Genomic DNA, 21742 nt, shown 5'->3' on the forward strand with positions numbered 1-21742 from the left:
GAGACCCGGGTCACTGGATGGACGATGCTACTCAGCGGTCAGGCACTGAGGAGGACACATGGCGGTGACCGGTGGGACGACCGGAGCGACCGAGGGGCCGACCGGGGAGTTCCGGGCCGCCCGCGACTTCCTGCTGCGGCATCGCGAGGAGTACGCGGCGGCCTACGCGGGATTCCGCTGGCCCGAGCCCGAGTACTTCAACTGGGCGCTGGACTGGTTCGACCGGATCGCCGAGGACAACGACCGCACCGCCCTGTGGATCGTGGAGGAGGACGGCTCCGAGGGAGTCTTCTCCTTCGCGGAGCTGGCCGACCGGTCGAACCGTGTCGCCAACCACCTCAGGGGCCTCGGAGTGCGGGCGGGCGACCGCATCGTCGTGATGCTCGGCAACCAGGTCGAGCTGTGGGAGACCGCACTCGCCGCCATGAAGCTGCGCGCCGTCGTCATCCCCGCCACCCCGCTGCTCGGGCCGGCCGACCTGGCGGACCGCATCGAGCGCGGCGGCGCCAAGCACGTCGTGGTGCGGGCCGGGGACACCGCCAAGTTCGACGGGGTGCCGGGGGACTACACCCGCATCGTCGTCGGCGGCGAGGCCCTGGACTGGCACCCGTACGAGGAGGCGTACGCGAGCCCGGCCTCCTTCGAACCGGACGGCCCCACCCGGGGCGCCGACCCGCTGATGCTCTACTTCACCTCCGGCACCACCGCCCGGCCCAAGCTCGTCGAGCAGACCCACCTCTCGTACCCCGTCGGGCATCTGGCCACCATGTACTGGATCGGCCTGCGGCCCGGGGACGTCCACCTCAACATCTCCTCGCCGGGCTGGGCCAAGCACGCCTGGAGCAATCTCTTCGCGCCGTGGAACGCGGAGGCGACGGTCTTCATCCACAACTACACGCGCTTCGACGCGGCCCGGCTGATGGCGGAGATGGACCGCTGCGAGGTCACCAGCTTCTGCGCCCCGCCGACCGTGTGGCGGATGCTGATCCAGGCGGACCTGAGCGCGCTGCGCACCCCGCCGCGCGAGGTGGTCGCGGCGGGCGAGCCGCTGAACCCCGAGGTCATCGAGCACGTCCGCCGGTCCTGGGGCGTCACCATCCGGGACGGCTTCGGCCAGACCGAGACGGCGGTGCAGGTCGCCAACAGCCCCGGCCAGCCGCTCAAGACCGGCTCGATGGGCCGCCCGTGCCCCGGCTACGTGGTCGTGCTCGTCGACCCGGTCACCGGCAAGGAGGGTGACGAGGGCGAGATCTGCCTGGACCTCGCGCACCGCCCCGTGGGGCTGATGACCGGCTACGCGGGAGACCCGGAGCGCACCGCGGAGGCGATGGCGGGCGGCTACTACCGCACGGGCGACATCGGTTCGCGGGACGCCGACGGCTACATCACCTACGTCGGCCGCTCCGACGACGTGTTCAAGGCCTCCGACTACAAGATCTCCCCGTTCGAGCTGGAGAGCGTGCTGCTGGAGCACGAGGCGGTCGCCGAGGCCGCCGTCGTGCCGGCGCCCGACCCGCTGCGGCTCGCCGTGCCGAAGGCGTACATCGTGCTCGCCGCGGGCTGGGAGCCGGGTGCGGAGACCGCGAAGGCGATCTTCGCGCACTCCCGCGCGGCGCTGGCTCCGTACAAGCGCGTCCGCCGCCTGGAGTTCGCGGAGCTGCCCAAGACCGTCTCCGGCAAGATCCGCCGTATCGAGCTGCGCGAGGCCACGGCCCGGGACGGCAGCGCCGAATACCGCGAGGAGGACCACCGATGACCGGGACCGGACCGGCCGAACCGTCGGCCCCGATTGAGCCGGCCGAACCCTCCCCGGCCGCACCGTCCTACGCGAGCGGCACCGGCGGCACCCCGCTGCTCGGCGACACCATCGGCCGCAACCTGGACCGGGCCGTCGCGGCGTACCCCGGGCGCGAGGCGCTGGTGGACGTGCCGACCGGCCGCCGCTGGACCTACACCGAGTTCGGCCGGGCCGTCGACGAGGTGGCGCTGGGGCTGGCCGCCAAGGGCGTGGCCCGGGGCGACCGGGTCGGCATCTGGGCGGTCAACTGCCCGGAGTGGGTGCTCGTCCAGTACGCGACCGCGCGGCTCGGCGCCGTCATGGTCAACATCAACCCGGCCTACCGGGTGCACGAGCTGGAGTTCGTCCTCCGGCAGGGCGGCATCGGGGTGCTGATCGCCTCGACCGCGTACAAGGCCAGCGACTACCGGGCGATGACGGAGCAGGTACGCGGTGGCTGTCCGCTGCTGCGCGAGGTCGTGTACATCGGCGACCCGGGCTGGGACGAGCTGGTGGCGGGCGGGGCCCGGATGCCGGCCGGGCACCTGGCCGCGTGCGAGGCGGCGAACAGCTGCGACGACCCGGTCAACATCCAGTACACCTCGGGCACCACCGGCTTCCCCAAGGGCGCCACGCTCTCGCACCACAACATCCTCAACAACGGGTACTTCGTCGGCGAGATGATCGGCTACACCCAGCACGACCGGATCTGCCTGCCCGTTCCCTTCTACCACTGCTTCGGCATGGTGATGGGCAATCTCGGCGCCACCAGCCACGGCGCCTGCATCGTCATCCCGGCCCCGGCCTTCGACCCGGTCGCCACCCTGCACGCGGTCGAACGGGAGCGCTGCACCTCGCTCTACGGCGTGCCGACGATGTTCATCGCCGAACTGGACCTGCCGGACTTCGCGACCTTCGACCTGTCCTCGCTGCGCACCGGGATCATGGCCGGTTCACCGTGCCCGGTCGAGGTGATGAAGCGCGTCGTCGCCGAGATGCACATGGCGGAGGTGTCCATCGCCTACGGCATGACGGAGACCTCGCCCGTCTCCACCCAGACCCGGCGCGACGACGACCTGGAGCGCCGCACCGCCACCGTCGGCCGCGTCATGCCGCACCTCGAGGTGAAGGTCGCCGATCCGGCGACCGGTGCGACGGTGCCGCGCGGTACGGCGGGCGAGCTGTGCACCCGCGGCTATTCGGTGATGCTGGGCTACTGGGAGGAACCGGAGCGGACCGCCGAGGCGATCGACGCCGCGCGCTGGATGCACACCGGCGACCTCGCCGTGATGCGCCCCGACGGCTATCTGTCCATCGTCGGCCGGATCAAGGACATGATCATCCGCGGTGGGGAGAACGTCTATCCGCGGGAGGTCGAGGAGTTCCTGTACACCCATCCGAAGATCGCCGATGTGCAGGTCGTCGGGGTGCCGGACGAGCGGTACGGCGAGGAGATCCTGGCCTGCGTCATCCTCCGCGACCCCGCGGACCCGCTCACCCTGGAGGAGCTCGGCGCCTTCTGCCGCGGACAGCTCGCCCACTACAAGATCCCGCGCCGGCTGCGCCTGGTGGACGCCTTCCCGATGACGGTCAGCGGCAAGATCCGCAAGATCGAACTGCGGGAGGACGCGATCCGGGAGATGTCATCCGTAGTGGACGGCGAGACCCCGCCCCAGTAGTCCGAAGGCCTGGTCGAGTTCCGCGACCGCCTCGGGATACACGTCGTCGGCGCTGCGCCCGTCCGACAGCTTCCGCCAGTTGGCCAGCGCGACGACCTGGCGCACGGAGATGATCTGCGCCGCCGCGAGGCGTGGCAGCAGGTCGCCGGGCGCGGCCGCTGAAGCCTCCCGCAGCGCCCCGGTCAGCGCCTCCTGGTCGCGGACGGTGTACTCGGCCAGCCGTGCCACCAGGCCGGGCGCCGAGTAGAGCAGCGCGAGATACGCCAGCACCTCGGGGGTGTCGTTGAGCCCGGTGACCGGATCGCGGGCGTCGAGGCCCGCCGCACAGTGCCGGTGCAGCGCGGTGAGCGGCGCCTGGTCCGCGGGGCGGTCGCGCACCACCCGGGCGAACTCGCCCTCGTGGTCGGCGAACCGGTGCAGCGCCAGGTCCTCCTTGGTGGGGAAGTACCGGAAGAGCGTCGGCTTGGACACCTCGGCCGCGGCGGCGATCTCGGCGACCGGCACCTGGTCGAAGCCGTGCCGGAGGAACAGCGTGATGGCCGCGTCCGAGATGGCCTGCCGGGTCCTGGCCTTCTTCAGTTCCCGCAGTCCGCCCGTTGGTCCTGGCCGGTTCTCCATGGCGCTCATCCTAGCCGAAGTGCAATCAAGTCAAAAACGTTACTCGGTTGTATGTGAAACTCGGTCATGGTTGCATCGCTGTCAGGCGAACGCCGATGAGCGGCTCGATGAGTTCGATGAGGGGACAGCGGATGACCAGCGTGCTGATCGTGGGAGCGGGACCGACCGGGCTGACACTGGCCTGTGAACTGGCCCGGCGCGGCACCGCCGTCCGGATCGTGGAGAGGTCCCCGGGACCGCAGCCGGGTTCCCGGGGCAAGGGGCTCAACGCGCGCAGCCTGGAGGTCTTCGAGGGCATGGGGATTCTCGACCGCATGCGGGCGATCGGGCGCGACGACCTGCACTTCCGCAAGTACCGGGGCGGCGAGGTGGTCTCCGACACCGATCCCTTCGCGACCTTCTCCCCGTCGCCCGGCACTCCGTACGTACGCGGGCTGCTCGTCGCGCAGTGGAACGTCGAGCGGGTGCTGCGGGACCGGCTCGCCGAATGGGGCGTACGCGTCGAGTTCGGCACCGAACTGACGGGGTTCGAGCAGACCGGCGACACGGTGACCGCCACGCTCGCGGGCGGCGAGCGGCTCGAGGTGTCCTACCTGGTGGGCTGTGACGGCGGCCGCAGCGGGATCCGCAAAGCGCTGCCGGTCACCTTCGAGGGCCGGACGCTGCCGGAGCAGCTGATGGTCATCGGCGATGTCGAGGCCGAGGGTCTGAGCCAGGAGCTGTGGCACCAGTGGATCGACGAGGACGGCGGCATCATGCTCTGCCCGCTCCCCGCCACCTCGGTGTTCCAGCTCCAGGCGGCCCCCGAGCGGGACGCGGCGGGACTCCCGGTGGAGGCGTCGCTGGAGAGCTTCCAGCGGATCTTCGACCGGCACGCGCGGATCCCCGGCATCAAGCTCACCGACCCCGCCTGGATCTCCACCTACCGCGTCAACGAGCGGATGGCCGACCGTTTCCGCGTCGGCCGGGTCCTGCTCGCCGGGGACGCCGCCCATGTGCACTCCATCGCGGGCGGCCTCGGGATGAACACCGGCATCCAGGACGCCTACAACCTCGGCTGGAAACTCGCGCTGGTGGCCGCCGGCCGGGCCGGTGACGGGCTGCTCGACACCTACCAGGAGGAGCGGCTGCCGATCGCCGCCTGGACCATCGACACCAGCGGTGAGCTGTGGCGCCAGGTCTCGCGGTCGATCAGGACCGCGGGCAGCGGGACGGAGGGCGTGGTCACGCCCGACATCCTCGGCCTGGGGCTGGGCTACCGCTGGAGCTCGCTGGCCGTCGAGCACGACGCCCGCGCCGACGACGCTCCGCTGCGCGCCGGCGACCGCGCGCCCGACGCCCCGCTGCGGGACGCCGACGGCGCCGCCGTCCGGCTCTTCGAGATCTTCAGCGGCACGCACTTCACGCTGCTCGGCTTCGGCGCCGGCAGTGCGGCGGCGCTCCGGGAGAGCGCCGACCGGCACGGTGACTCGGTGTGGACGTACGCGATCGGTGCGGGCCCCGGCGGCCTGGACGACTTCGCGGGGCACGCGGCCCGCGAGTACGGCGTCACCGGCGACGCCCTGGTGCTGGTCCGCCCGGACGGCCACATCGCGCTCACCGCCCCGGCCGGTGACGCCGGTGCGGTGCACGACTACCTCGGCGCGCTGGGCGGTCAGGGCTAAAAGGAACACGACCGCACCCCTGGCCGTCCTCCGGGGGTGCGGTCGTGCCGTAAGGGGAGCGGGATCAGACGAGCGGCAGGATCGAGGTCGGGGCGTGGCCCGGCTCGGTCGCGATGTCTTCCCACTCGTTGACGCTGGCGATGTCGCTGCCGCTCATCGAGATGTTGGTGATGCGCTCCAGGATCGCCTCGACGACCACCGGGACGCGGTACTCGGCGGCGAGCTTCTTGGCCAGCTCGAAGGCGGGCAGCAGCTCGTCCGGCTCGGTGACCCGGATCGCCTTGCAGCCCAGACCCTCGACGACCTTGACGTGGTCGACGCCGTAGACGCCCAGCTCCGGGGAGTTGATGTTCTCGAACTCCAGGTTGACCTGGAAGTTGATGTCGAGGTTGCGCTGCGCCTGACGGATCAGGCCCAGGTACGCGTTGTTCACCAGGACGTGGACGTACGGGATCTTGTGCTGCGCGCCGACCGCCAGCTCTTCGAGCATGAACTGGAAGTCGTAGTCGCCGGAGAGCGCGACGACCGAGCCTTCGGGGTCGGCCTTGGCGACACCCAGCGCGGCCGGGATGGTCCAGCCGAGCGGGCCGGCCTGGCCGCAGTTGATCCAGTGCCGCGGCTTGTAGACGTGCAGCATCTGCGCGCCGGCGATCTGGGAGAGGCCGATGGTGGTGACGTACCGGGTCTCCGGGCCGAAGGCGCGGTTCATCTCCTCGTAGACGCGCTGCGGCTTGATCGGCACGTTGTCGAAGTGCGTACGGCGCTGCAGGGTGGCCTTGCGGTGCTGGGCGGACGCGGCCCACTCGGCGCGGTCGGGCAGCTTGCCCGCGGCCTTGAGCTCCTTGGCGACCTCGACGAAGAGTTCCAGCGCGGCCTTGGCGTCCGACGCGATCCCGTAGTCCGGCGCGAAGATCTTGCCGATCTGGGTGGGCTCGATGTCGACGTGGACGAACTTGCGGCCTTTGGTGTAGACGTCCAGCTTGCCGGTGTGGCGGTTGGCCCAGCGGTTGCCGATGCCCAGGACGAAGTCCGACTCGAGCATCGTCGCGTTGCCGTAGCGGTGCGAGGTCTGCAGGCCGACCATGCCGGCGTTCAGCGGGTGGTCGTCGGCGATGATGCCCCAGCCCATCAGGGTGGGGATGACCGGGGTGCCGGTCAGCTCGGCGAACTCGACCAGCAGCTCGGAGGCGTCGGCGTTGATGATGCCGCCACCGGCGACGATCAGCGGGCGCTCGGACTCCAGCAGCAGCGAGATCGCCTTCTCGACCTGGGCGCGCGACGCGGTCGGCTTGTAGACCGGCAGCGGCTGGTACGTCTCGGGGTCGAACTCGATCTCGGTCAGCTGGACGTCGATCGGCAGGTCGATGAGGACCGGGCCGGGCCGTCCCGAGCGCATCAGATGGAACGCCTGCTGGAAGACGCCGGGGACCTGCGCGGCCTCCAGGACCGTGGTGGCGGCCTTGGTGACCGGCTTGGCGATCGAGGCGATGTCGACGGCCTGGAAGTCCTCCTTGTGGAGGACCGCGACCGGGGCCTGGCCGGTGATGCACAGGATCGGGATCGAGTCCGCGATGGCCGAGTAGAGCCCGGTGATCATGTCGGTACCGGCGGGGCCGGACGTACCGATGCAGACGCCGATGTTGCCCGGGTTGGCACGGGTGTAGCCCTCGGCCATGTGGGACGCGCCCTCGACGTGGCGGGCGAGCGTGTGGTCGATGCCCCCGCCGGCCTTGAGCGCGGCGTAGAAGGGGTTGATCGCGGCGCCCGGCACACCGAACGCGTCGGTGACGCCCTCGAGCTTGAGGATCTCCACGGCCGCACGGGCGGCAGTCATACGAGGCATCGAGTACTCCTGGGTCGGACTGTCGGGGTGGGCTCTTGCTGCGAGGCCAGGGCGCCCGGTTTTCCGTAGTGCTAGTTTCCGTAATGCGGAAGTCTAGTTCTGCTATATGGAAGTAATCTAGAACGAGGCTTTCCGCCCGTCAAGGCGGTACCTGCTCCGGTCTCGCTCCGGACCCGTTCAGGACGCGAAAGAGCGGGCTGCCGACCGGCAGCCCGCTCTCGGTACGCGCGAAATCTCGGGAGGTCAGGGGATGACGGGCCCCGTCCGCATGAGCGTGTCGGCCGCGTCGTTGACCGGCTGCGGAGTGCCTGTCAGATCCATCACGAAGAGCGGGACGCCCAACTGGTCGGCGCGCAGCCGCGCGTCGTGCGCGTAGCCCGCCAGGGAGAAGAAGGCGCCGACGGCGTCCTCGTTCAGGCAGTTGAGCCACAGGCACTCGATGTCGCGCAGCGCGGTGGGCTGGGTGGTGGGGTCGATCTGGGCCACGAGGTCGTCGCCGCGCAGATCGATGCCGTTGGCGGCGTGGTCGCCCGCCACCCGTACGCCGGCGAAGCCGAGCCACTTCAGGTACTGGGCGGCGGCGGTGAGCGCGTCACGGGCGGTGCGGATGGTGACCGGGCGGAACGGCGGCCGCGGCGCGGGCGGCGGGCCGGGGACCGCGGGCGGTGAAGGGGCGGCGGACAGCGGCCGCAGGGCGGTGGTGGCCGGGCCGGGAGGGGTGAGCGCCGTGGTGTCGACCGGCAGTCGGATCACCGAACCGCAGTCGCAGCCGAACTCGGGCTGCGGCCACTGGTCCTGCCGGCCGCAGTCGGGGCAGCGCATGCTCACCCAGGAGTCGTCCCACGAACGGTGCCGTATCTCGACCGGGACTCCGCCGCGCAGCAGCGGAAGCGTCAGCGGGGTGCCGCAGGCGCAGGGGTAAGTGGTGGTGCTGAACGCGTGCTCGCGGCGGCAGGCCGGGCAGCGCACGGGCACACTCTCTGCCATGGTTCGTTCTCCAAGGCGGGCTCCGGCAATGGGCGTTACCCCATCTTGCAGGAGATTGGACCCGCCCGGCGACGCAGTTGGCGCGACAGGACAGTCGTCGCGCCGCCGGGCGGAACCTGTAGCCCGCGCTGCCGTGACCTACCCCTCAGAAGTTCACGGCGGCGCGGGCCAGCTCTTGGGTCAGCCCTCGCGCAGTGCGCGGACCGACTCTTCCAGGCGCGCACCGTACTCGGTGTCCGCGGCGTGGAAGTGGGCCAGATTGCGTTCGATCACGTCATCGCGGGTGACCTGCGAGAGGAACCCGGCGATGTTGGCGATCAGACGGGACTTCTCGTCCTCCGACATGAGCCGGTACAGCTCGCCGGCCTGGAAGAAGTGGTCGTCCTTGACGTGCAGCGGCGCCTCGTGGGTGCCGGTGTAGCCGGACACCGCCTGCGGGGCGGACAGCGCCAGGTCGGTCTGCGACGGGCCCTCGTACGAGTTGGGCTCGTAGTTCTTCAGACCGCGCTTGCCGTTGCGGGTGGCCGCCAGGCCGTCCCGGCCGTAGTTGACGGCCTCGGTCGCCTTCGGCGCGTTGACCGCCAGCAGGGTGTGGTTGACACCCAGGCGGTAGCGCTGCGCGTCGGCGTAGGCGAAGAGCCGGCCCTGGAGCATCTTGTCCGGGGACGCGCCGATGCCGGGCACGAAGTTGTTCGGGGAGAACGCGGCCTGCTCGACCTCCTGGAACACGTTGTCCGGGTTCCGGTCCAGTACCAGCCGGCCCACGCGCTGCAGCGGGTAGTCCGAGTGCGGCCACACCTTGGTGACGTCGAACGGGTTGAAGCGGTAGTCCGCCGCCTCGGCCGCCGGCATGATCTGCACGTGCAGCGTCCAGGACGGGTTCACCCCGCGCTCGATGGCCTGCACGAGGTCGCGCTGGTGGCTGTTGGCGTCCGCGCCGACCTGCTCGGCGGCCTGCTCCGAGGAGAGCGAGCGCACGCCCTGGTTCGTCTTGAAGTGGTACTTGACGAAGAACGCCTCGCCCTGCGCGTTCGTCCACTGGTAGGTGTGCGAGCCGTAGCCGTTCATGTGCCGGTACGAGGCTGGGATGCCGCGGTCACCGAAGAGCCAGGTGACCTGGTGGGTCGCCTCGGGGGAGTGCGACCAGAAGTCCCAGACGTTGTCGGCTTCCTGGATGCCCGTGAACGGGTCGCGCTTCTGCGAGTGGATGAAGTCCGGGAACTTGATCGGGTCCTTGATGAAGAACACCGGGGTGTTGTTGCCGACGAGGTCGTAGTTGCCCTCTTCGGTGTAGAACTTCAGCGCGAAGCCGCGCGGGTCGCGTACCGCGTCGGCGCCGCCGAGGCTGTCCGCGACGGTCGAGAAGCGGATGAACGTCTCGGTGCGCTTGCCGACCGTGTTGAGGAAGTCGGCGCGGGTGAAGCCGGTGACGTCGTCGGTGACCTCGAAGTAGCCGTACGCGCCGGAGCCGCGGGCGTGCACCACGCGCTCCGGGATGCGCTCACGGTTGAAGCGGGCCAGCTTCTCGATGAGCTGCTGGTCCTGGATCAGCAGAGGGCCGCCGAGGCCGGCGGAGGCGGAGTTCTGGTTGTCGGCGACTGGTGCGCCGGACTCAGTTGTCAGCGTGTGCTTGGGCATGGCGGCCTTCCGTAACTACCAAGGGAAGCGAAAGCGTGTGGGTCGGTAGACCGGACAGTAAGGACCGGTCCCGAGGAATGTCAACAGTTTGTTGAAGTTCCTGGTGGTGCGAGGTTTGGTGCCACCCGGCGGTGCGTTTGGGCGCGACAGGACAGGTCACGCACCGCCGGGCGGGATCGGGGACGAGGCGGAGCCTCGCGGGGTGGCCGGAGCCGGGTCGTCAGCTGTTGACGGGCAGGCCGGACAGCCGCTCGACACCGCGCAGCAGCGCCGAGTGGTCCAGGCCGCCGTCACCCTGGGCGCGCAGCGAGGCGACCAGGTTGGCCACGACGGAGCCGACGGGCAGGGCCGCACCGACGTTGCGGGCGGCGTCGGTGACGATGCCCATGTCCTTGTGGTGCAGGTCGATCCGGAAGCCCGGGGCGAAGTCGCGCTTGAGGAAGTTGTCCTTCTTGCGGGTCAGCACGGTGGAACCGGCCAGACCGCCGTTGAGGACCTCCAGAGCGGCTTCCAGGTCCACGCCGGACTTCTCCAGGAAGACCACGGCTTCGGCGCAGACCTGGATGTTGACCGCGACGATGAGCTGGTTCGCGGCCTTGACCGTCTGGCCGGAGCCGTGCGGGCCGCACAGGACGATCGTCTTGCCGAGCGTGTCGAGGACCGGCTTGGCGACGTCGAAGTCGGCCTTCTCGCCACCGACCATGATCGACAGTACGGCCTCGATGGCACCGGCCTCGCCGCCGGAGACCGGGGCGTCCAGTACGCGGATGCCCTTGGCGGCCGCGGCCTTCGCCAGGTCCACGGAGGTCTGCGGGGTGATCGAGGAGGTGTCGATCAGGAGCGCGCCGGACTTCGCGTTCTCCAGGATGCCGTTCTCGCCGTAGGCGATGGCCTCGACCTGCGGGGAGGCGGGCACCATCGTGATGATGACGTCGGCGTCCCTGACGGCCTCGGCGATGGAGCCCGCGGCGGTGCCGCCGTTGGCCGCCAGGCGGTCCAGCTTGTCCTGCTCAAGCGTGTAGCCGGTGACGGAGTAGCCCGCCTTGACCAGGTTCTCGGCCATGGGGGAGCCCATGATGCCGAGGCCGATCCATGCGATCTTGGGAAGGGTGCTCATGAGTGACCTTTCGGATCAGTGGGCGGAGAGCCACTGGAAGTTGTCGGCGCTCGGGCCGGTGGGCTTGTACTCGAGGCCGACCCAGCCGTCGTAGCCGGCCTTCTGGAGGCGGCCCACGAGGTCGTCCAGCGGCAGGGTGCCGGTGCCCGGCGCGCCGCGGCCCGGGTTGTCGGCGATCTGCACATGGCCGGTCCTGTCGGCGTAGCGGTCGATGACCTCGTTGAGGTCCTCGCCGTTCATCGACAGGTGGTACAGGTCCATCAGGAACTTGGCATTGCCCAGTCCGGTGGCGGCGTTGACCTGGTCGACGACCTCGATCGCCCGCGGTGCGCTGACGATCGGGCACAGCGGCGACTCGGGCTTGTTGAGCGCCTCCACGAGGAGGATCGCACCGACCCGGTCGGCGGCACGGGCCGCGAGCACCAGGTTCTCCAGGGCCAGGGCGTCCTGGACCTCGGGGTCGACGCCCTCGACCCGGTTACCGTAGAGCGCATTGAGCGCCTTGCACCCGAGCGACCGGGCGAATTCCGCGGCGACCTCGATGTTCGCGCGGAAGCGGTCCGACTCCTCGCCGGGGATCGACAGCGCGCCCCGGTCGGGGCCCGGCAGCTGCCCGGCGTAGAAGTTCAGGCCCACCAGCTGGGTGCCGGCGTCGTTCAGCGCGTCGCGCAGTGCGTCGAGTTCGGCCTTGGCGGGGGTGGGTGTTTCGATCCAGGGCCACCACAGCTCGACCGCCGAGAAGCCGGCCGCGGCGGCTGCCGCGGGACGCTCCAGGAGCGGGAGTTCCGTGAAGAGGATCGAGAGGTTCACATCGAAGCGCGCTTCGGAGAGGCTCACTAGCGTTGCGCTCCTTCCGTATTGCGGAAGTTAGTTTCTGCTTAACGGAAGACTGAACGAACCGGACGCCGGCTGTCAAGTGCGGATGTCGCCACATGAGGCCGACCGGTTAGGTTGGGCCCGTGAAACTGAGGCTGGAATTCACGACGGAACCGTTCGACCTGGACGAGGCTCCCGGCCATGCGCTGGTCGCCCGCGAGGTCGTCGAGACGGCGGACCTGGACGCGGTGGACGTCGGACCGTTCGGCAACACCGCCGAGGGCTCTCCCGAGGCGGTGGTGGCCGCGGTGGCCGAGCTGCTCCGGCGCACCCTCGCCGCGGGCGCCACCCGGGTCTCGCTTCAGGTGAACGTCATCGGGGAGGGCGATCAGTGACCGGGACCGGGGGGCACCCGTTCGCCGAGGCGGTCAAGCCGCTGGTGGACGCGATGGGGGCCGAGATGGTCGCGCCGGATCAGGCGCGAGGCGACGATGTGGTGCTCAGCTGGGAGGGCGAGGAGGTGCTCGCCGTCCGGTTGCCCCATCTGGCCGATTCGCTCGATCACATCCTGGCCGACCTCCAGCGCCGGCACGGAACGCTGTCCGAGCTGGACCGGAAGGACAAGCAGGGCGTCGTCCGGATCCTGGAGGAGCGCGGCGCGTTTTCCGTGCGGCACGGGGTCGAAACGGTCGCTTCCGCGCTGGGCGTGAGCCGCTTCACCGTCTACAACTACCTGAACAGGGAGAACGCGGCGAAGGCCGCCGAGTGATCGCTGAGCGACCGCTGCCGTAACTTCCCGGCCACCTTTGTTACGGGAAGTTTTCAACAAAGTGTTGACGTGGCCGGATCCCGGCTCGTAGCTTGCGGCTGTGACTTCCAGCGCTTCGCCGGGCCTCGCCCGGCTCAACTCAGCCACCGCGTCCGACGCGGCCGGACTGCTGCACGAGGTGTGCGCCAGCCGGTCGTGGGGCGCGGCGGTGATCGCCGGCCGGCCGTACCAGGACCTCGACGCACTCTTCGTGGCGAGCGACGCGGCCATGGCCGGACTGACCGCCGACGACCTCGCTGAGGCGATGGCCGGACACCCGCCGATCGGCCGCCCCAAGCCGGGCGACCCGACCTCCGAGCGGGAGCAGGCCGGCGTCCAGGAATCGGTGCGCGAAGAGCTCCTGGAGCTGAACCTCGCGTACCAGGACGCCCACGGACATGTCTTCCTGATCTGCGCCACCGGACGCACCGGCGACCAGATGCTGGCCGCCCTCAAGGAGCGGATCGGCAACGACACGGACACCGAACGTGAGATCGTCCGCGCCGAACTGGGAAAGATCAACCGTATCCGGCTGACCCGACTCGCAGCAGAAGGAGACCCGTCATGACGGAGACCTCCGTGTCCACGCACATCCTGGACACCAGCATCGGCCGCCCCGCCGAGGCCGTCCCCGTGGAACTGTCGGTGCGCAACGGCATCGACGCCCTCTGGGCGCCGCACGGCGTGTCCAAGACGGACGCCGACGGCCGCTGCAAGGATCTGCCGGCCCTGCCGGAAGGCACCACACACGTACGGCTCGACTTCGCGGTCGAGCAGTACTTCACCACCCAAAAAATCTCAGCCGAGGCACAGCAGGACGCCCCCCGCGTAAGGGACAGCGGCGCTTTCTTCCCGGAGGTGGCGATCACTTTCGCCGTCCAGCCGGGTGAGCACTACCACGTACCGCTGCTGCTCAACCCGTTCGGCTACTCCGTATACCGAGGGAGCTAGCACCGTCATGCCCACGATTCTCGGCCAGAACCAGTACGGCAAAGCGGAAAACCGCGTCGTCAAGATCACGCGGGACGGCGACACCCACCACATCAAGGACCTCAACGTCTCGGTCGCCCTCTCCGGCGACATGGACGACGTGCACTACTCCGGCAGCAACGCCAACGTGCTGCCGACCGACACGACCAAGAACACCGTGTACGCCTTCGCGAAGGAGTACGGGATCGAGTCGGCCGAGCAGTTCGGCATCCACCTGGCCCGGCACTTCGTGACCAGCCAGGAGCCGATCCAGATCGCCCGGATCCGGATCGAGGAGTACAGCTGGGAGCGCATCGCGTCCTCCGACGGCAACTCCCGCTTCATCGGTGCCGACGAGGTCAACCACTCCTTCGCGCGCACCAACCAGGAGCTCCGCACCACCCAGATCACCTACGACGGTGAGAAGTGGGAGGTCATCTCCGGCCTGAAGGACCTCAAGGTCATGAACTCCACCAACTCGGAGTTCTGGGGGTTCGTCAAGGACAAGTACACGACCCTCAAGGAAGCGTACGACCGCATCCTGTGCACCGAGGTGTCGGCGAAGTGGCGCTACAACTGGACCAGCGACGACGAGCGCATGCCCAACTGGGAGAAGTCCTACGAGCAGGCGCGCAAGCACATGCTCCAGGCGTTCGCCGAGACCTACAGCCTCTCGCTGCAGCAGACGCTCTACCAGATGGGCGCGCGCATCATCAACAGCCGTTCGGAGATCGACGAGATCCGCTTCTCGCTCCCGAACAGCCACCACTTCCTGGTGGACCTCGAACCGTTCGGCCTGAAGAACGACAACGAGGTGTACTTCGCCGCCGACCGGCCCTACGGGCTGATCGAGGGCACCGTCCTCCGCGACGGTGTCGAGGCCCGCATCCCGGTGGATCTCACCAACCTGTAGTACTTCTGCCTTGTCCTCCGACGCGCGCGCCGGCGTCACGGTCCCCGCACTCCGGTGCGGGTACCAGGGGGAGAGCGGGGGCATCTGCGCAAGGAAGCACTGCGGACCCGGTCGTCACCCCGCTCGACCCCCGGGTTCGTCCATCGAGAAGGAAGCACGAGGAACTGCCATGGCAGCACCGCGCATCGTCATCGAGAACTGCGCTATCGCCACCGTGGACGCGAACGACACCGAGTACGCCTCGGGTTACGTCGTCATCGCGGGCAACCGCATCGAGTCGGTAGGCGCCGGCGCTGCCCCCCAGGGACTGGAGAACGTCGTCCGCCGTGTCGACGGCACCGGCCATCTGGTCACCCCGGGCCTGGTCAACACCCACCACCACTTCTACCAGTGGCTCACCCGGGGTCTCGCCCAGGACAGCAACCTCTTCAACTGGCTCGTCGAGCTGTACCCGACCTGGGCGCGGATCGACGAGGAGATGGTCTACGCGGCCGCCCAGGGCTCCCTGGCGATGATGGCCCGCGGCGGTGTGACCACCGCGATGGACCACCACTACGTCTTCCCGCAGGGCTCGGGCGACCTGCTGGGCGCCGAGATCCGTGCCGCCAAGGAGATGGGCGTCCGCTTCACCGCCGCCCGCGGCTCCATGGACCGCGGCAAGAAGGACGGCGGCCTGCCGCCGGACTTCGCGGTCGAGACCCTCGAAGGCGCGCTGGCCGCGACCGAAGAGGCCATCGACACCCACCACGACGCCTCGTTCGACTCGATGCTGCACATCGCCGTCGCACCGTGCTCCCCCTTCTCCGTCTCCACCGACCTGATGCGCGAGGGCGCGCTGCTGGCCCGCCGCAAGGGCGTCCGCCTGCACACGCACGGCTCGGAGACCGTCGAGGAGGAGAAGTTCTGCCACGAACTCTTCGGCATGGGCCCGACGGACTACTTCGAGTCCACCGGCTGGCTCGGCGACGACGTGTGGATGGCGCACTGCGTCCACATGAACGACTCCGACATCGCCGCGTTCGCCCGCACGAAGACCGGCGTCGCACACTGCCCCTCCTCCAACGCCCGCCTCGCGGCCGGTATCGCCCGCGTCCCGGACATGCTCGCCTCGGGCGTGCCGGTCGGCCTCGGCGTGGACGGCACCGCCTCCAACGAGTCCGGCGAGCTGCACACCGAACTGCGCAACGCGCTCCTCATCAACCGCCTCGGCGGCGGCGAGAAGGCGCTCAACGCCCGCCAGGCGCTGCGCCTGGGCACCTACGGCGGTGCGCAGGTCCTCGGCCGCGCCGACCAGATCGGCTCCATCGAGGCCGGCAAGCTCGCCGACCTCGTGCTGTGGAAGCTCGACGGCATCGGCCACTCGTCCATCGCCGACCCGGTCGCCGCACTGGTGATGGGAGCGGCCGCCCCGGTCACCCTGTCGCTCATCAACGGCAAGCCGGTGGTGGAGAACAACCACCTCACCACGGTCGACGAGGACGCCATCGCGCGTCTCACCCGCGTCCAGGCCCAGCGCCTGGCCAAGATCGCCGGCCTCGTCTAGACCCCACCCAGAGCAACCGGTCAGGGAGGGACGGCCCCTGACCGGCCGCCGGTCCCGCGTTCGCGCGGATCCGGCAGCGCCGCCCCCGGCCCGTGACCACGGTCGGTCCCGGATCCCCGGGGGCGGCGTTTCGTGTACCCGCACATGACGAAGAACCGCTGTTCATACCCCTCCGCTTGATGGCACCCGTACATGCACCTCCCTGAAATCCGCAGTGCGCTTCGCGTAACCGACAGGAGGAACCGTGGTCGCTCAATCCGTGGCATCGGATTCGGTACATCCCGTGGACCAGACCTTGCCCCCGGGCAAGCTCATCACCAGTGGCCTGCAGCACGTGGCCGCGATGTACGCGGGGGTGGTGGCGCCGCCCCTTGTCGTCGGAGCGGGGATAGGACTGTCCACCGCGGACATCACCTTCCTCATGGGGGCCAGCCTCTTCACCGCGGGCCTCGCCACCCTGCTGCAGACCCTCGGCATCTGGAAGATCGGCGCCCGGCTGCCCTTCGTCAACGGCGTCTCGTTCGCCGGAGTGGCCCCGATGCTCGCCATCGGCAAGTCGGCGGCGCCCGGTCACGCGCTGCCCGTCATCTACGGCGCGGTGATCGTCGCCGGGGTGCTGGGGTTCGTCCTCGCCCCCTACTTCTGCAAACTCGTCCGCTTCTTCCCGCCGGTCGTCACCGGCTCGGTGATCACACTCATCGGGCTCTCCCTGCTGCCGGTCGCCATCAACTGGTCGCAGGGCGGCGTGCCCGGCGCACCCGGCTACGCGTCGGTGTCCAACATCGCGCTGGCCGGCGCGACGCTCGCGATCGTCCTGGTGCTGCGCCGGGTGCTCACCGGCTTCCTGCAGCAGATCGTCATCCTCATCGGCCTGGTGCTGGGCACCCTGCTCGCCATCCCGCTGGGCAAGTCGGACTTCAGCCCCATCAAGGACGCGGGCCTGATCGGCTTCCCCGACCCGTTCCACTTCGGAGCGCCCGAGTTCCAGATCGCGGCCATCATCTCGATGTGCGTGGTCATGCTGGTCTGCATGACGGAGTCGACCGCCGACATCCTGGCGCTCGGCAAGATCGTGGACAAGCCGGCCGACGAGAAGATGCTGGCCGCCGGCATCCGCGCCGACGCCCTCGGCTCCGCCCTCAGCCCGGTCTTCAACGGCTTCATGGCCAGCGCCTTCGCGCAGAACATCGGCCTCGTCGCGATCACCAAGGTCCGCAGCCGCTTCGTGGTCGCGGCGGCGGGCGGCATCCTCATCCTGCTCGGCCTGTGTCCCGCACTGGCCTCCGTGATCGCCCTCGTACCGCAGCCGGTGCTCGGCGGCGCCGGCATCGTGCTGTTCGGCTCGGTCGCGGCCAGCGGCATCAAGACCCTCACCGAGGCCGACCTCTCCGACGGCAACAACCTGCTCATCGTCGCCACCTCGGTCGGCGTCGGCGTCATCCCGGTCGTCTCGAACACCTTCTACGAGCACTTCAACGACCACCTGAAGATCATCCTCGACTCCGGCATCAGCACCGGATGCCTGGTCGCGGTCGTCCTCAACCTCGCCTTCAACCACCTGGGCCGCAAGCCCGGAGCGGAGGCCCCGGGCGAGGCAGGCGGCGACGGCGCCGACTCGGTCCCCGGAGATCAACAGGCCGCCGCAGCAAGGGCGTTGCCCGTTCACTGACGCTCTGCGCGAACGGAGGGGCAGCATGATCCCGGGCCGCCCCTCCGCGTGTCAGGATGTGCCGGTCACGGCACTCGGAGGGGGACGGGCATGAATGAGTCGGGTCGCGTCGAGGCGTTCAGCGACGGTGTGTTCGCCATCGCGATCACGCTGCTGGTCCTGGAGATCAAGGTTCCGCCGCACGCGGGGGACCACCTGTGGTCCGCACTCGGCGAGATGTGGCCGTCGTACGCCGCCTACGCGGTGACGTTCCTGGTCATCGGCATCATGTGGGTCAACCACCACACCGTCTTCGGCTTCATCGCCCGGGTGGACCGGGTGCTGCTCTTCCTCAACCTGCTGATGCTGATGTGCGTCGCGGCGCTGCCCTGGCCCGCCGCCCTGATGGCCGAGTACCTGCGGGGCGGCGACGCCGCGTCCCATGCCGCCGCTGTCGTCTACAGCGGCTTCATGGTCGCGTACGCCCTCACCTTCCAGGCGATGTGGTGGTATCTGACCAAGCGCGGCCACCTCTTCGACGAGCGGGTCGACGTGGCGGCCGCCCGCGCCACCAGGATGCGGTTCGCGGTCGGTTCTGTCGTCTACCCGATCGCCGTCGGGCTGGCCTTCGTCTCGGCCCCGCTCACCCTGGCCGTGCACGGGCTGCTGGCCGTCTACTACGCCTTCAACCAGGTGCCGGTGCCGACCCGCGAGCGGCCGCCGGCTCCGGCCGGGACCGGCGGGTGAGCCGGCCCCGGCCGGCCGTCACACCCCGAGGCGGGCGCGGAGCCGGCGGCTGCCGAGGATGAGCGCGGCGCCGGCGAGCAGCGCCGGGATGCCCAGCGCCAGGTAGTAACCGGCGCCCGGAGTACTGGTCTTGGACAGCTGCACGGCGTGCCCGCCGACGCCCGCGCCGAGGGCCGCCGCGAGCCAGAAGAGGCCGATCATCTGGCTGACGAAGGTCCTGGGCGCCACTTCGGTGGTGACGCTCATGCCCACCGGGGCGAGCGCCACCTCGCCGCACGCCTGGAGGGCGTACGCCGCGATCAGCCACAGCGGCGAGACCAGATGGCCGTCGGAGCCGACCACCGTCGCCAGCGCCATCAGCAGCAGGCTCAGGCCCATCAGCCCCAGTCCGATGCCGAACTTGGCGGGCGCGCCGAGCCGGTCGCCCAGCCGGACCCACAGCCAGGCGGAGACCGGTGCGGCGGCGAGGATGAACAGCGGCACCACCGCCTGGAACCAGCTGGCCGGCACGGTGAAGCCGCCGATCGTCCGGTCCGTGCCGACCTTTGCGAACAGGCTGAGCACGGTGCCGCCCTGGATGTAGAGCATCCAGAAGAACGCGGCCGACAGGAACAGCCAGATGTAGGACCGGATCCGCTCCCGCTCGGCCGCGGTCACCACCGGATCGCGCAGCAGCCGGCGGAAGCAGACCACCGGCAGGACGATGGACAACAGGCCGCCCAGCGCCAGCACATGGCGCAGATCGAAGGTGCCGGCGGCGGCGTCCGCGCCGTACAGCACGGTCAGCACCGTCACGGCGGCGGCGGTGCGCCGCTTCACCCGGCGCCACTCCTCCGCACTCGCGGGCCTTTCCGGTCGCTGCCCGAGCTCCCCGAAGTACTTGGTGCCGCGCAGGAACTGGGCCAGTCCGAGGATCATCCCGACGGCGGCGGCGCCGAAGCCCAGGTGCCAGTCGACGGACTCACCGAGGGCGCCGCACACGATGGGCGCGGCGACCGCGCTGACCTGGATGCTCATGTAGAAGATCGCGAATCCGGCATCCCGTTCGGCCCGTGAGTCCCGGGCGTAGCAGGCGGCCAGCACCGTCGCCAGGTTCGGCTTGAGCAGCCCGGTGCCGGCGGCGATGAGAGCGAGGCCGACGTAGACGGACGGCACGGCCGGCAGCGCCATCGAGCAGTGGCCGAGGGCGATGAGGACGCCGCCGTAGAGCGTGGCCCGGCGCGCGCCGAGGATCCGGTCGCCGAGCCAGCCGCCGGGGACCGAGGCGAGGAAGACCGACGCCAGATAGACGCCGAACAGCGCGGTGGCGGTGTCCTCGGACAGGCCGAGACCGCCTTCGGCCTTGGTGGCCGAGGCGTAGAGGAAGAGGATCGCGGCCATCCCGTAGAAGCTGAAGCGCTCCCACATGTCCAGGCCGAAGAGCGTGGTGAACCAGCGGGGTCGGCCCAGGAAAGTGCCGCCGAGGGGCCCGGCGGTCTCCTCTCCCGCAGTGGCCGTCGTGGTGGGAGCCGCCATGGGACCTCCTCCGGGGCAGGGCCGGGCGGGGGCGCGGCCAGTGTGTCCGGTGAGGTTGCCAGGGCGCGATCGGGGACGGCTCAAGAACGTTTCTGCCGTCCGGGATTCAGCCGGCGGGACGCTCCCGCTGGTCGGCGGCGGGCTTCCAGACGTACGGCGTCGTGGTGGTGACCGGCAGCAGGCCCAGCCGGGCCAGGATCGGGCGGCTGTCGTCGGTCGCGTCGACCTGGAGGTAGCGCACACCCCGGGCCACGGCGAGTCGGGCGCGGTGGGCGACGAGGGCGCGGTAGATGCCCCGGCCGCGCCAGGCGGCGAGGGTGGAGCCGCCCCACAGCGACGCGAACTCCGTACCGGGGTGCAGCCGCATCCAGGCGGCGGAGACGATCTCGTCCGCCGCCTCGGCGACCACCACGACACACGGGTCGCCCTCGCCGTTCAACTCCCGCTCCAGGACGTCCGGCAGCCAGCTGTGGTCGTAGCCCCAGACCGCTTCCTCCATGACCCGCATCCGCTCCAGATCCGCGCGGGAGGTGATCTCGCGCAGCGTCACGCCCTGCGGCGGCACCGGTTCTGCGGCCAGCCGGGCGGCCTCGCCCACCAGCACCGTCTCCCGTTCCCCGGCGGTGAACCCGGCCGCCGTCAGGCGCTCCGGGAGATCGGCGGGCAGGTCGTGGCCGTGGTACTTCCACTCCACTTCCTCGCCCAGCGCCGCGAAGTGGTCGCGCTGCGCGGCGATGAACGTGTCGAGCTCGCCGCCCTCCAGCCCGCCGAGGTCACGGTAGGTGATGAGCCCGCCGTGCCCCGCCAGGAGCTGCCGGACCACCGGGCCGGACCGTTCCGCCGCCTCGCGCGTCACTCCGCGCGCCCGGAGCTGCTCGTTGTAGGTGTCGCGGTACGCGACGGCGCGTTCGTCGATCGTCATGGTCACAACCCCCGGTACATGATGTGGAGTCCGACATAGCCCTCGTCCGGATGCAGGAAGCCCTCCGGGACGGTGCCCAGCACCTCGAAGCCGAGCGACTCGTACAGCCCCACGGCCCGGACGTTCGACGCGACGACCGCGTTGAACTGCATCCCGCGGTACCCCTCGGCGCGCGCCCAGCACAGCGCCTCCTCGGCCAGCGCCCGGCCGGTGCCGTGCCCGGTGTGTTCGGGGGCGACCATGAAGCTCGCGCTGGAGATGTGGGCGGAGCCGCCCATGTGGTTGCGGTTCATCTTCGCCGTCCCGAGCACCGTCCCGTCCTCGCTGACGGCGACCACCGTGCGCGAGGGTGGCTGGAGCAGCCACATGTCGCGCGCGGTGGCCTCGTCCAGATCGCGGGGATAGGTGAAGGTGTCCCCCCTGGCCACGATGGTCTGCAGGAACGGCCAGATCGCGGGCCAGTCGTCAGGAGTCACATCTCGGATGAGCATGACGGACATCATGCGACGGGAGGCGGCCGAAACGCCACTGGTTTCAG

General features: G+C 70.0%; 20 protein-coding genes. 11 read left to right on the forward strand and 9 right to left on the reverse strand.

The window, feature by feature from the left end:
* The first annotated feature begins 58 nt into the window (after positions 1-58).
* The gene (locus tag LNW72_RS30525; RefSeq protein ID WP_250978294.1) at positions 59-1756 is read left to right on the forward strand and encodes an AMP-binding protein; all 1698 of its coding nucleotides are present in this window, start codon (positions 59-61) and stop codon (positions 1754-1756) included.
* Positions 1753-3456: an AMP-binding protein gene (locus tag LNW72_RS30530; protein WP_250978295.1), complete on the forward strand. Its 1704-nt coding sequence runs from the start codon at positions 1753-1755 to the stop codon at positions 3454-3456. Before LNW72_RS30525 ends, LNW72_RS30530 begins: the two co-directional genes overlap by 4 nt.
* Here the strand turns inward: LNW72_RS30530 and LNW72_RS30535 are convergent.
* A complete protein-coding gene (locus tag LNW72_RS30535) occupies positions 3421-4074 on the reverse strand; it encodes a TetR family transcriptional regulator (protein WP_250978296.1) in 654 nt (217 codons plus the stop codon). The two genes, LNW72_RS30530 and LNW72_RS30535, sit on opposite strands and share 36 nt — an antisense overlap.
* Positions 4075-4181: 107 nt before the next feature.
* Between LNW72_RS30535 and LNW72_RS30540 the strand changes: the two genes are divergently transcribed.
* The gene (locus LNW72_RS30540) at positions 4182-5738 is read left to right on the forward strand and encodes an FAD-dependent monooxygenase (protein ID WP_250978297.1); all 1557 of its coding nucleotides are present in this window, start codon (positions 4182-4184) and stop codon (positions 5736-5738) included.
* Between the two features lie 64 nt (positions 5739-5802).
* Here LNW72_RS30540 and gcl read toward each other — a convergent pair whose 3' ends face one another.
* The 5 genes from gcl to LNW72_RS30565 all read right to left on the reverse strand — a co-directional run bounded on the left by gcl (position 5803) and on the right by LNW72_RS30565 (position 12160).
* Positions 5803-7581, reverse strand: coding sequence for a glyoxylate carboligase (gene gcl, locus LNW72_RS30545; RefSeq protein WP_250978298.1), 1779 nt, complete (start codon positions 7579-7581; stop codon positions 5803-5805).
* Positions 7582-7824: 243 nt separating this feature from the next.
* Positions 7825-8568 carry a hypothetical protein gene (locus LNW72_RS30550; protein ID WP_250978299.1) on the reverse strand — a complete coding sequence of 248 codons (744 nt, stop codon included), beginning with the start codon at positions 8566-8568 and terminating at the stop codon, positions 7825-7827.
* A gap of 180 nt (positions 8569-8748) precedes the next feature.
* On the reverse strand, positions 8749-10206 hold the full coding sequence (locus LNW72_RS30555) for a catalase (protein ID WP_250978300.1): 1458 nt from the start codon (positions 10204-10206) through the stop codon (positions 8749-8751).
* A 220-nt stretch (positions 10207-10426) separates the two neighbouring features.
* The gene (locus LNW72_RS30560; RefSeq protein WP_250978301.1) at positions 10427-11323 is read right to left on the reverse strand and encodes a 2-hydroxy-3-oxopropionate reductase; all 897 of its coding nucleotides are present in this window, start codon (positions 11321-11323) and stop codon (positions 10427-10429) included.
* A 15-nt stretch (positions 11324-11338) separates the two neighbouring features.
* Positions 11339-12160 (reverse strand): TIM barrel protein, encoded by an 822-nt coding sequence (locus LNW72_RS30565; RefSeq protein WP_250978302.1) that lies wholly within the window; start codon positions 12158-12160, stop codon positions 11339-11341.
* Between the two features lie 122 nt (positions 12161-12282).
* Here LNW72_RS30565 and LNW72_RS30570 point away from each other — a divergent pair, with 122 nt between their 5' ends.
* The 8 genes from LNW72_RS30570 (at position 12283) to LNW72_RS30605 (ending at position 18767) form a co-directional block, all read left to right on the forward strand.
* Positions 12283-12534 carry a hypothetical protein gene (locus LNW72_RS30570; protein ID WP_138357452.1) on the forward strand — a complete coding sequence of 84 codons (252 nt, stop codon included), beginning with the start codon at positions 12283-12285 and terminating at the stop codon, positions 12532-12534.
* Positions 12535-12587: 53 nt separating this feature from the next.
* Complete coding sequence (locus LNW72_RS30575; protein ID WP_250980381.1) at positions 12588-12908, forward strand: helix-turn-helix domain-containing protein; 321 nt, start codon at positions 12588-12590, stop codon at positions 12906-12908.
* A 100-nt stretch (positions 12909-13008) separates the two neighbouring features.
* Positions 13009-13515 carry a 2-oxo-4-hydroxy-4-carboxy-5-ureidoimidazoline decarboxylase gene (gene uraD, locus LNW72_RS30580; protein WP_250978303.1) on the forward strand — a complete coding sequence of 169 codons (507 nt, stop codon included), beginning with the start codon at positions 13009-13011 and terminating at the stop codon, positions 13513-13515.
* Positions 13512-13898 carry a hydroxyisourate hydrolase gene (gene uraH, locus LNW72_RS30585; protein WP_250978304.1) on the forward strand — a complete coding sequence of 129 codons (387 nt, stop codon included), beginning with the start codon at positions 13512-13514 and terminating at the stop codon, positions 13896-13898. The genes uraD and uraH overlap by 4 nt, the downstream gene beginning before the upstream one ends.
* A 7-nt stretch (positions 13899-13905) precedes the next feature.
* A complete protein-coding gene (pucL, locus tag LNW72_RS30590; RefSeq protein WP_250978305.1) occupies positions 13906-14829 on the forward strand; it encodes a factor-independent urate hydroxylase in 924 nt (307 codons plus the stop codon).
* 169 nt (positions 14830-14998) lie between these two features.
* Positions 14999-16372 (forward strand): 8-oxoguanine deaminase, encoded by a 1374-nt coding sequence (locus tag LNW72_RS30595; RefSeq protein WP_250978306.1) that lies wholly within the window; start codon positions 14999-15001, stop codon positions 16370-16372.
* A gap of 244 nt (positions 16373-16616) precedes the next feature.
* A complete protein-coding gene (locus LNW72_RS30600) occupies positions 16617-18041 on the forward strand; it encodes a nucleobase:cation symporter-2 family protein (protein WP_250978307.1) in 1425 nt (474 codons plus the stop codon).
* Positions 18042-18131: 90 nt separating this feature from the next.
* Positions 18132-18767: a TMEM175 family protein gene (locus tag LNW72_RS30605; RefSeq protein WP_250978308.1), complete on the forward strand. Its 636-nt coding sequence runs from the start codon at positions 18132-18134 to the stop codon at positions 18765-18767.
* An 18-nt stretch (positions 18768-18785) separates the two neighbouring features.
* On the opposite strand, the gene LNW72_RS30610 is transcribed toward LNW72_RS30605, so the two are convergent.
* The 3 genes from LNW72_RS30610 to LNW72_RS30620 all read right to left on the reverse strand — a co-directional run bounded on the left by LNW72_RS30610 (position 18786) and on the right by LNW72_RS30620 (position 21695).
* Positions 18786-20282: an oligopeptide:H+ symporter gene (locus tag LNW72_RS30610; protein ID WP_250978309.1), complete on the reverse strand. Its 1497-nt coding sequence runs from the start codon at positions 20280-20282 to the stop codon at positions 18786-18788.
* A gap of 106 nt (positions 20283-20388) precedes the next feature.
* Entirely contained in the window at positions 20389-21204 is an 816-nt protein-coding gene (locus LNW72_RS30615; RefSeq protein ID WP_250978310.1) for a GNAT family N-acetyltransferase, read from the reverse strand.
* Positions 21205-21206: 2 nt separating this feature from the next.
* A complete protein-coding gene (locus LNW72_RS30620; protein WP_250978311.1) occupies positions 21207-21695 on the reverse strand; it encodes a GNAT family N-acetyltransferase in 489 nt (162 codons plus the stop codon).
* Between the last annotated feature and the right edge of the window lie 47 nt (positions 21696-21742).

The organism is Streptomyces sp. RKAG293, from assembly GCF_023701745.1.
Lineage (GTDB): Bacteria > Actinomycetota > Actinomycetes > Streptomycetales > Streptomycetaceae > Actinacidiphila.

Bases quoted from the DNA above. Each gene is read 5' to 3' on its own strand.
- LNW72_RS30615 (WP_250978310.1), bottom strand. From the start codon at position 21,204: ATGACGATCGACGAACGCGCCGTCGCGTACCGCGACACCTACAACGAG.
- LNW72_RS30560 (WP_250978301.1), bottom strand. From the start codon at position 11,323: ATGAGCACCCTTCCCAAGATCGCATGGATCGGCCTCGGCATCATGGGC.
- LNW72_RS30620 (WP_250978311.1), bottom strand. From the start codon at position 21,695: ATGCTCATCCGAGATGTGACTCCTGACGACTGGCCCGCGATCTGGCCG.
- LNW72_RS30540 (WP_250978297.1), top strand. From the start codon at position 4,182: ATGAGTTCGATGAGGGGACAGCGGATGACCAGCGTGCTGATCGTGGGA.
- LNW72_RS30575 (WP_250980381.1), top strand. From the start codon at position 12,588: ATGGGGGCCGAGATGGTCGCGCCGGATCAGGCGCGAGGCGACGATGTG.
- LNW72_RS30525 (WP_250978294.1), top strand. From the start codon at position 59: ATGGCGGTGACCGGTGGGACGACCGGAGCGACCGAGGGGCCGACCGGG.
- LNW72_RS30535 (WP_250978296.1), bottom strand. From the start codon at position 4,074: ATGGAGAACCGGCCAGGACCAACGGGCGGACTGCGGGAACTGAAGAAG.
- LNW72_RS30530 (WP_250978295.1), top strand. From the start codon at position 1,753: ATGACCGGGACCGGACCGGCCGAACCGTCGGCCCCGATTGAGCCGGCC.
- gcl (WP_250978298.1), bottom strand. From the start codon at position 7,581: ATGCCTCGTATGACTGCCGCCCGTGCGGCCGTGGAGATCCTCAAGCTC.
- LNW72_RS30605 (WP_250978308.1), top strand. From the start codon at position 18,132: ATGAATGAGTCGGGTCGCGTCGAGGCGTTCAGCGACGGTGTGTTCGCC.
- LNW72_RS30550 (WP_250978299.1), bottom strand. From the start codon at position 8,568: ATGGCAGAGAGTGTGCCCGTGCGCTGCCCGGCCTGCCGCCGCGAGCAC.
- LNW72_RS30555 (WP_250978300.1), bottom strand. From the start codon at position 10,206: ATGCCCAAGCACACGCTGACAACTGAGTCCGGCGCACCAGTCGCCGAC.
- pucL (WP_250978305.1), top strand. From the start codon at position 13,906: ATGCCCACGATTCTCGGCCAGAACCAGTACGGCAAAGCGGAAAACCGC.
- uraH (WP_250978304.1), top strand. From the start codon at position 13,512: ATGACGGAGACCTCCGTGTCCACGCACATCCTGGACACCAGCATCGGC.
- LNW72_RS30595 (WP_250978306.1), top strand. From the start codon at position 14,999: ATGGCAGCACCGCGCATCGTCATCGAGAACTGCGCTATCGCCACCGTG.
- LNW72_RS30610 (WP_250978309.1), bottom strand. From the start codon at position 20,282: ATGGCGGCTCCCACCACGACGGCCACTGCGGGAGAGGAGACCGCCGGG.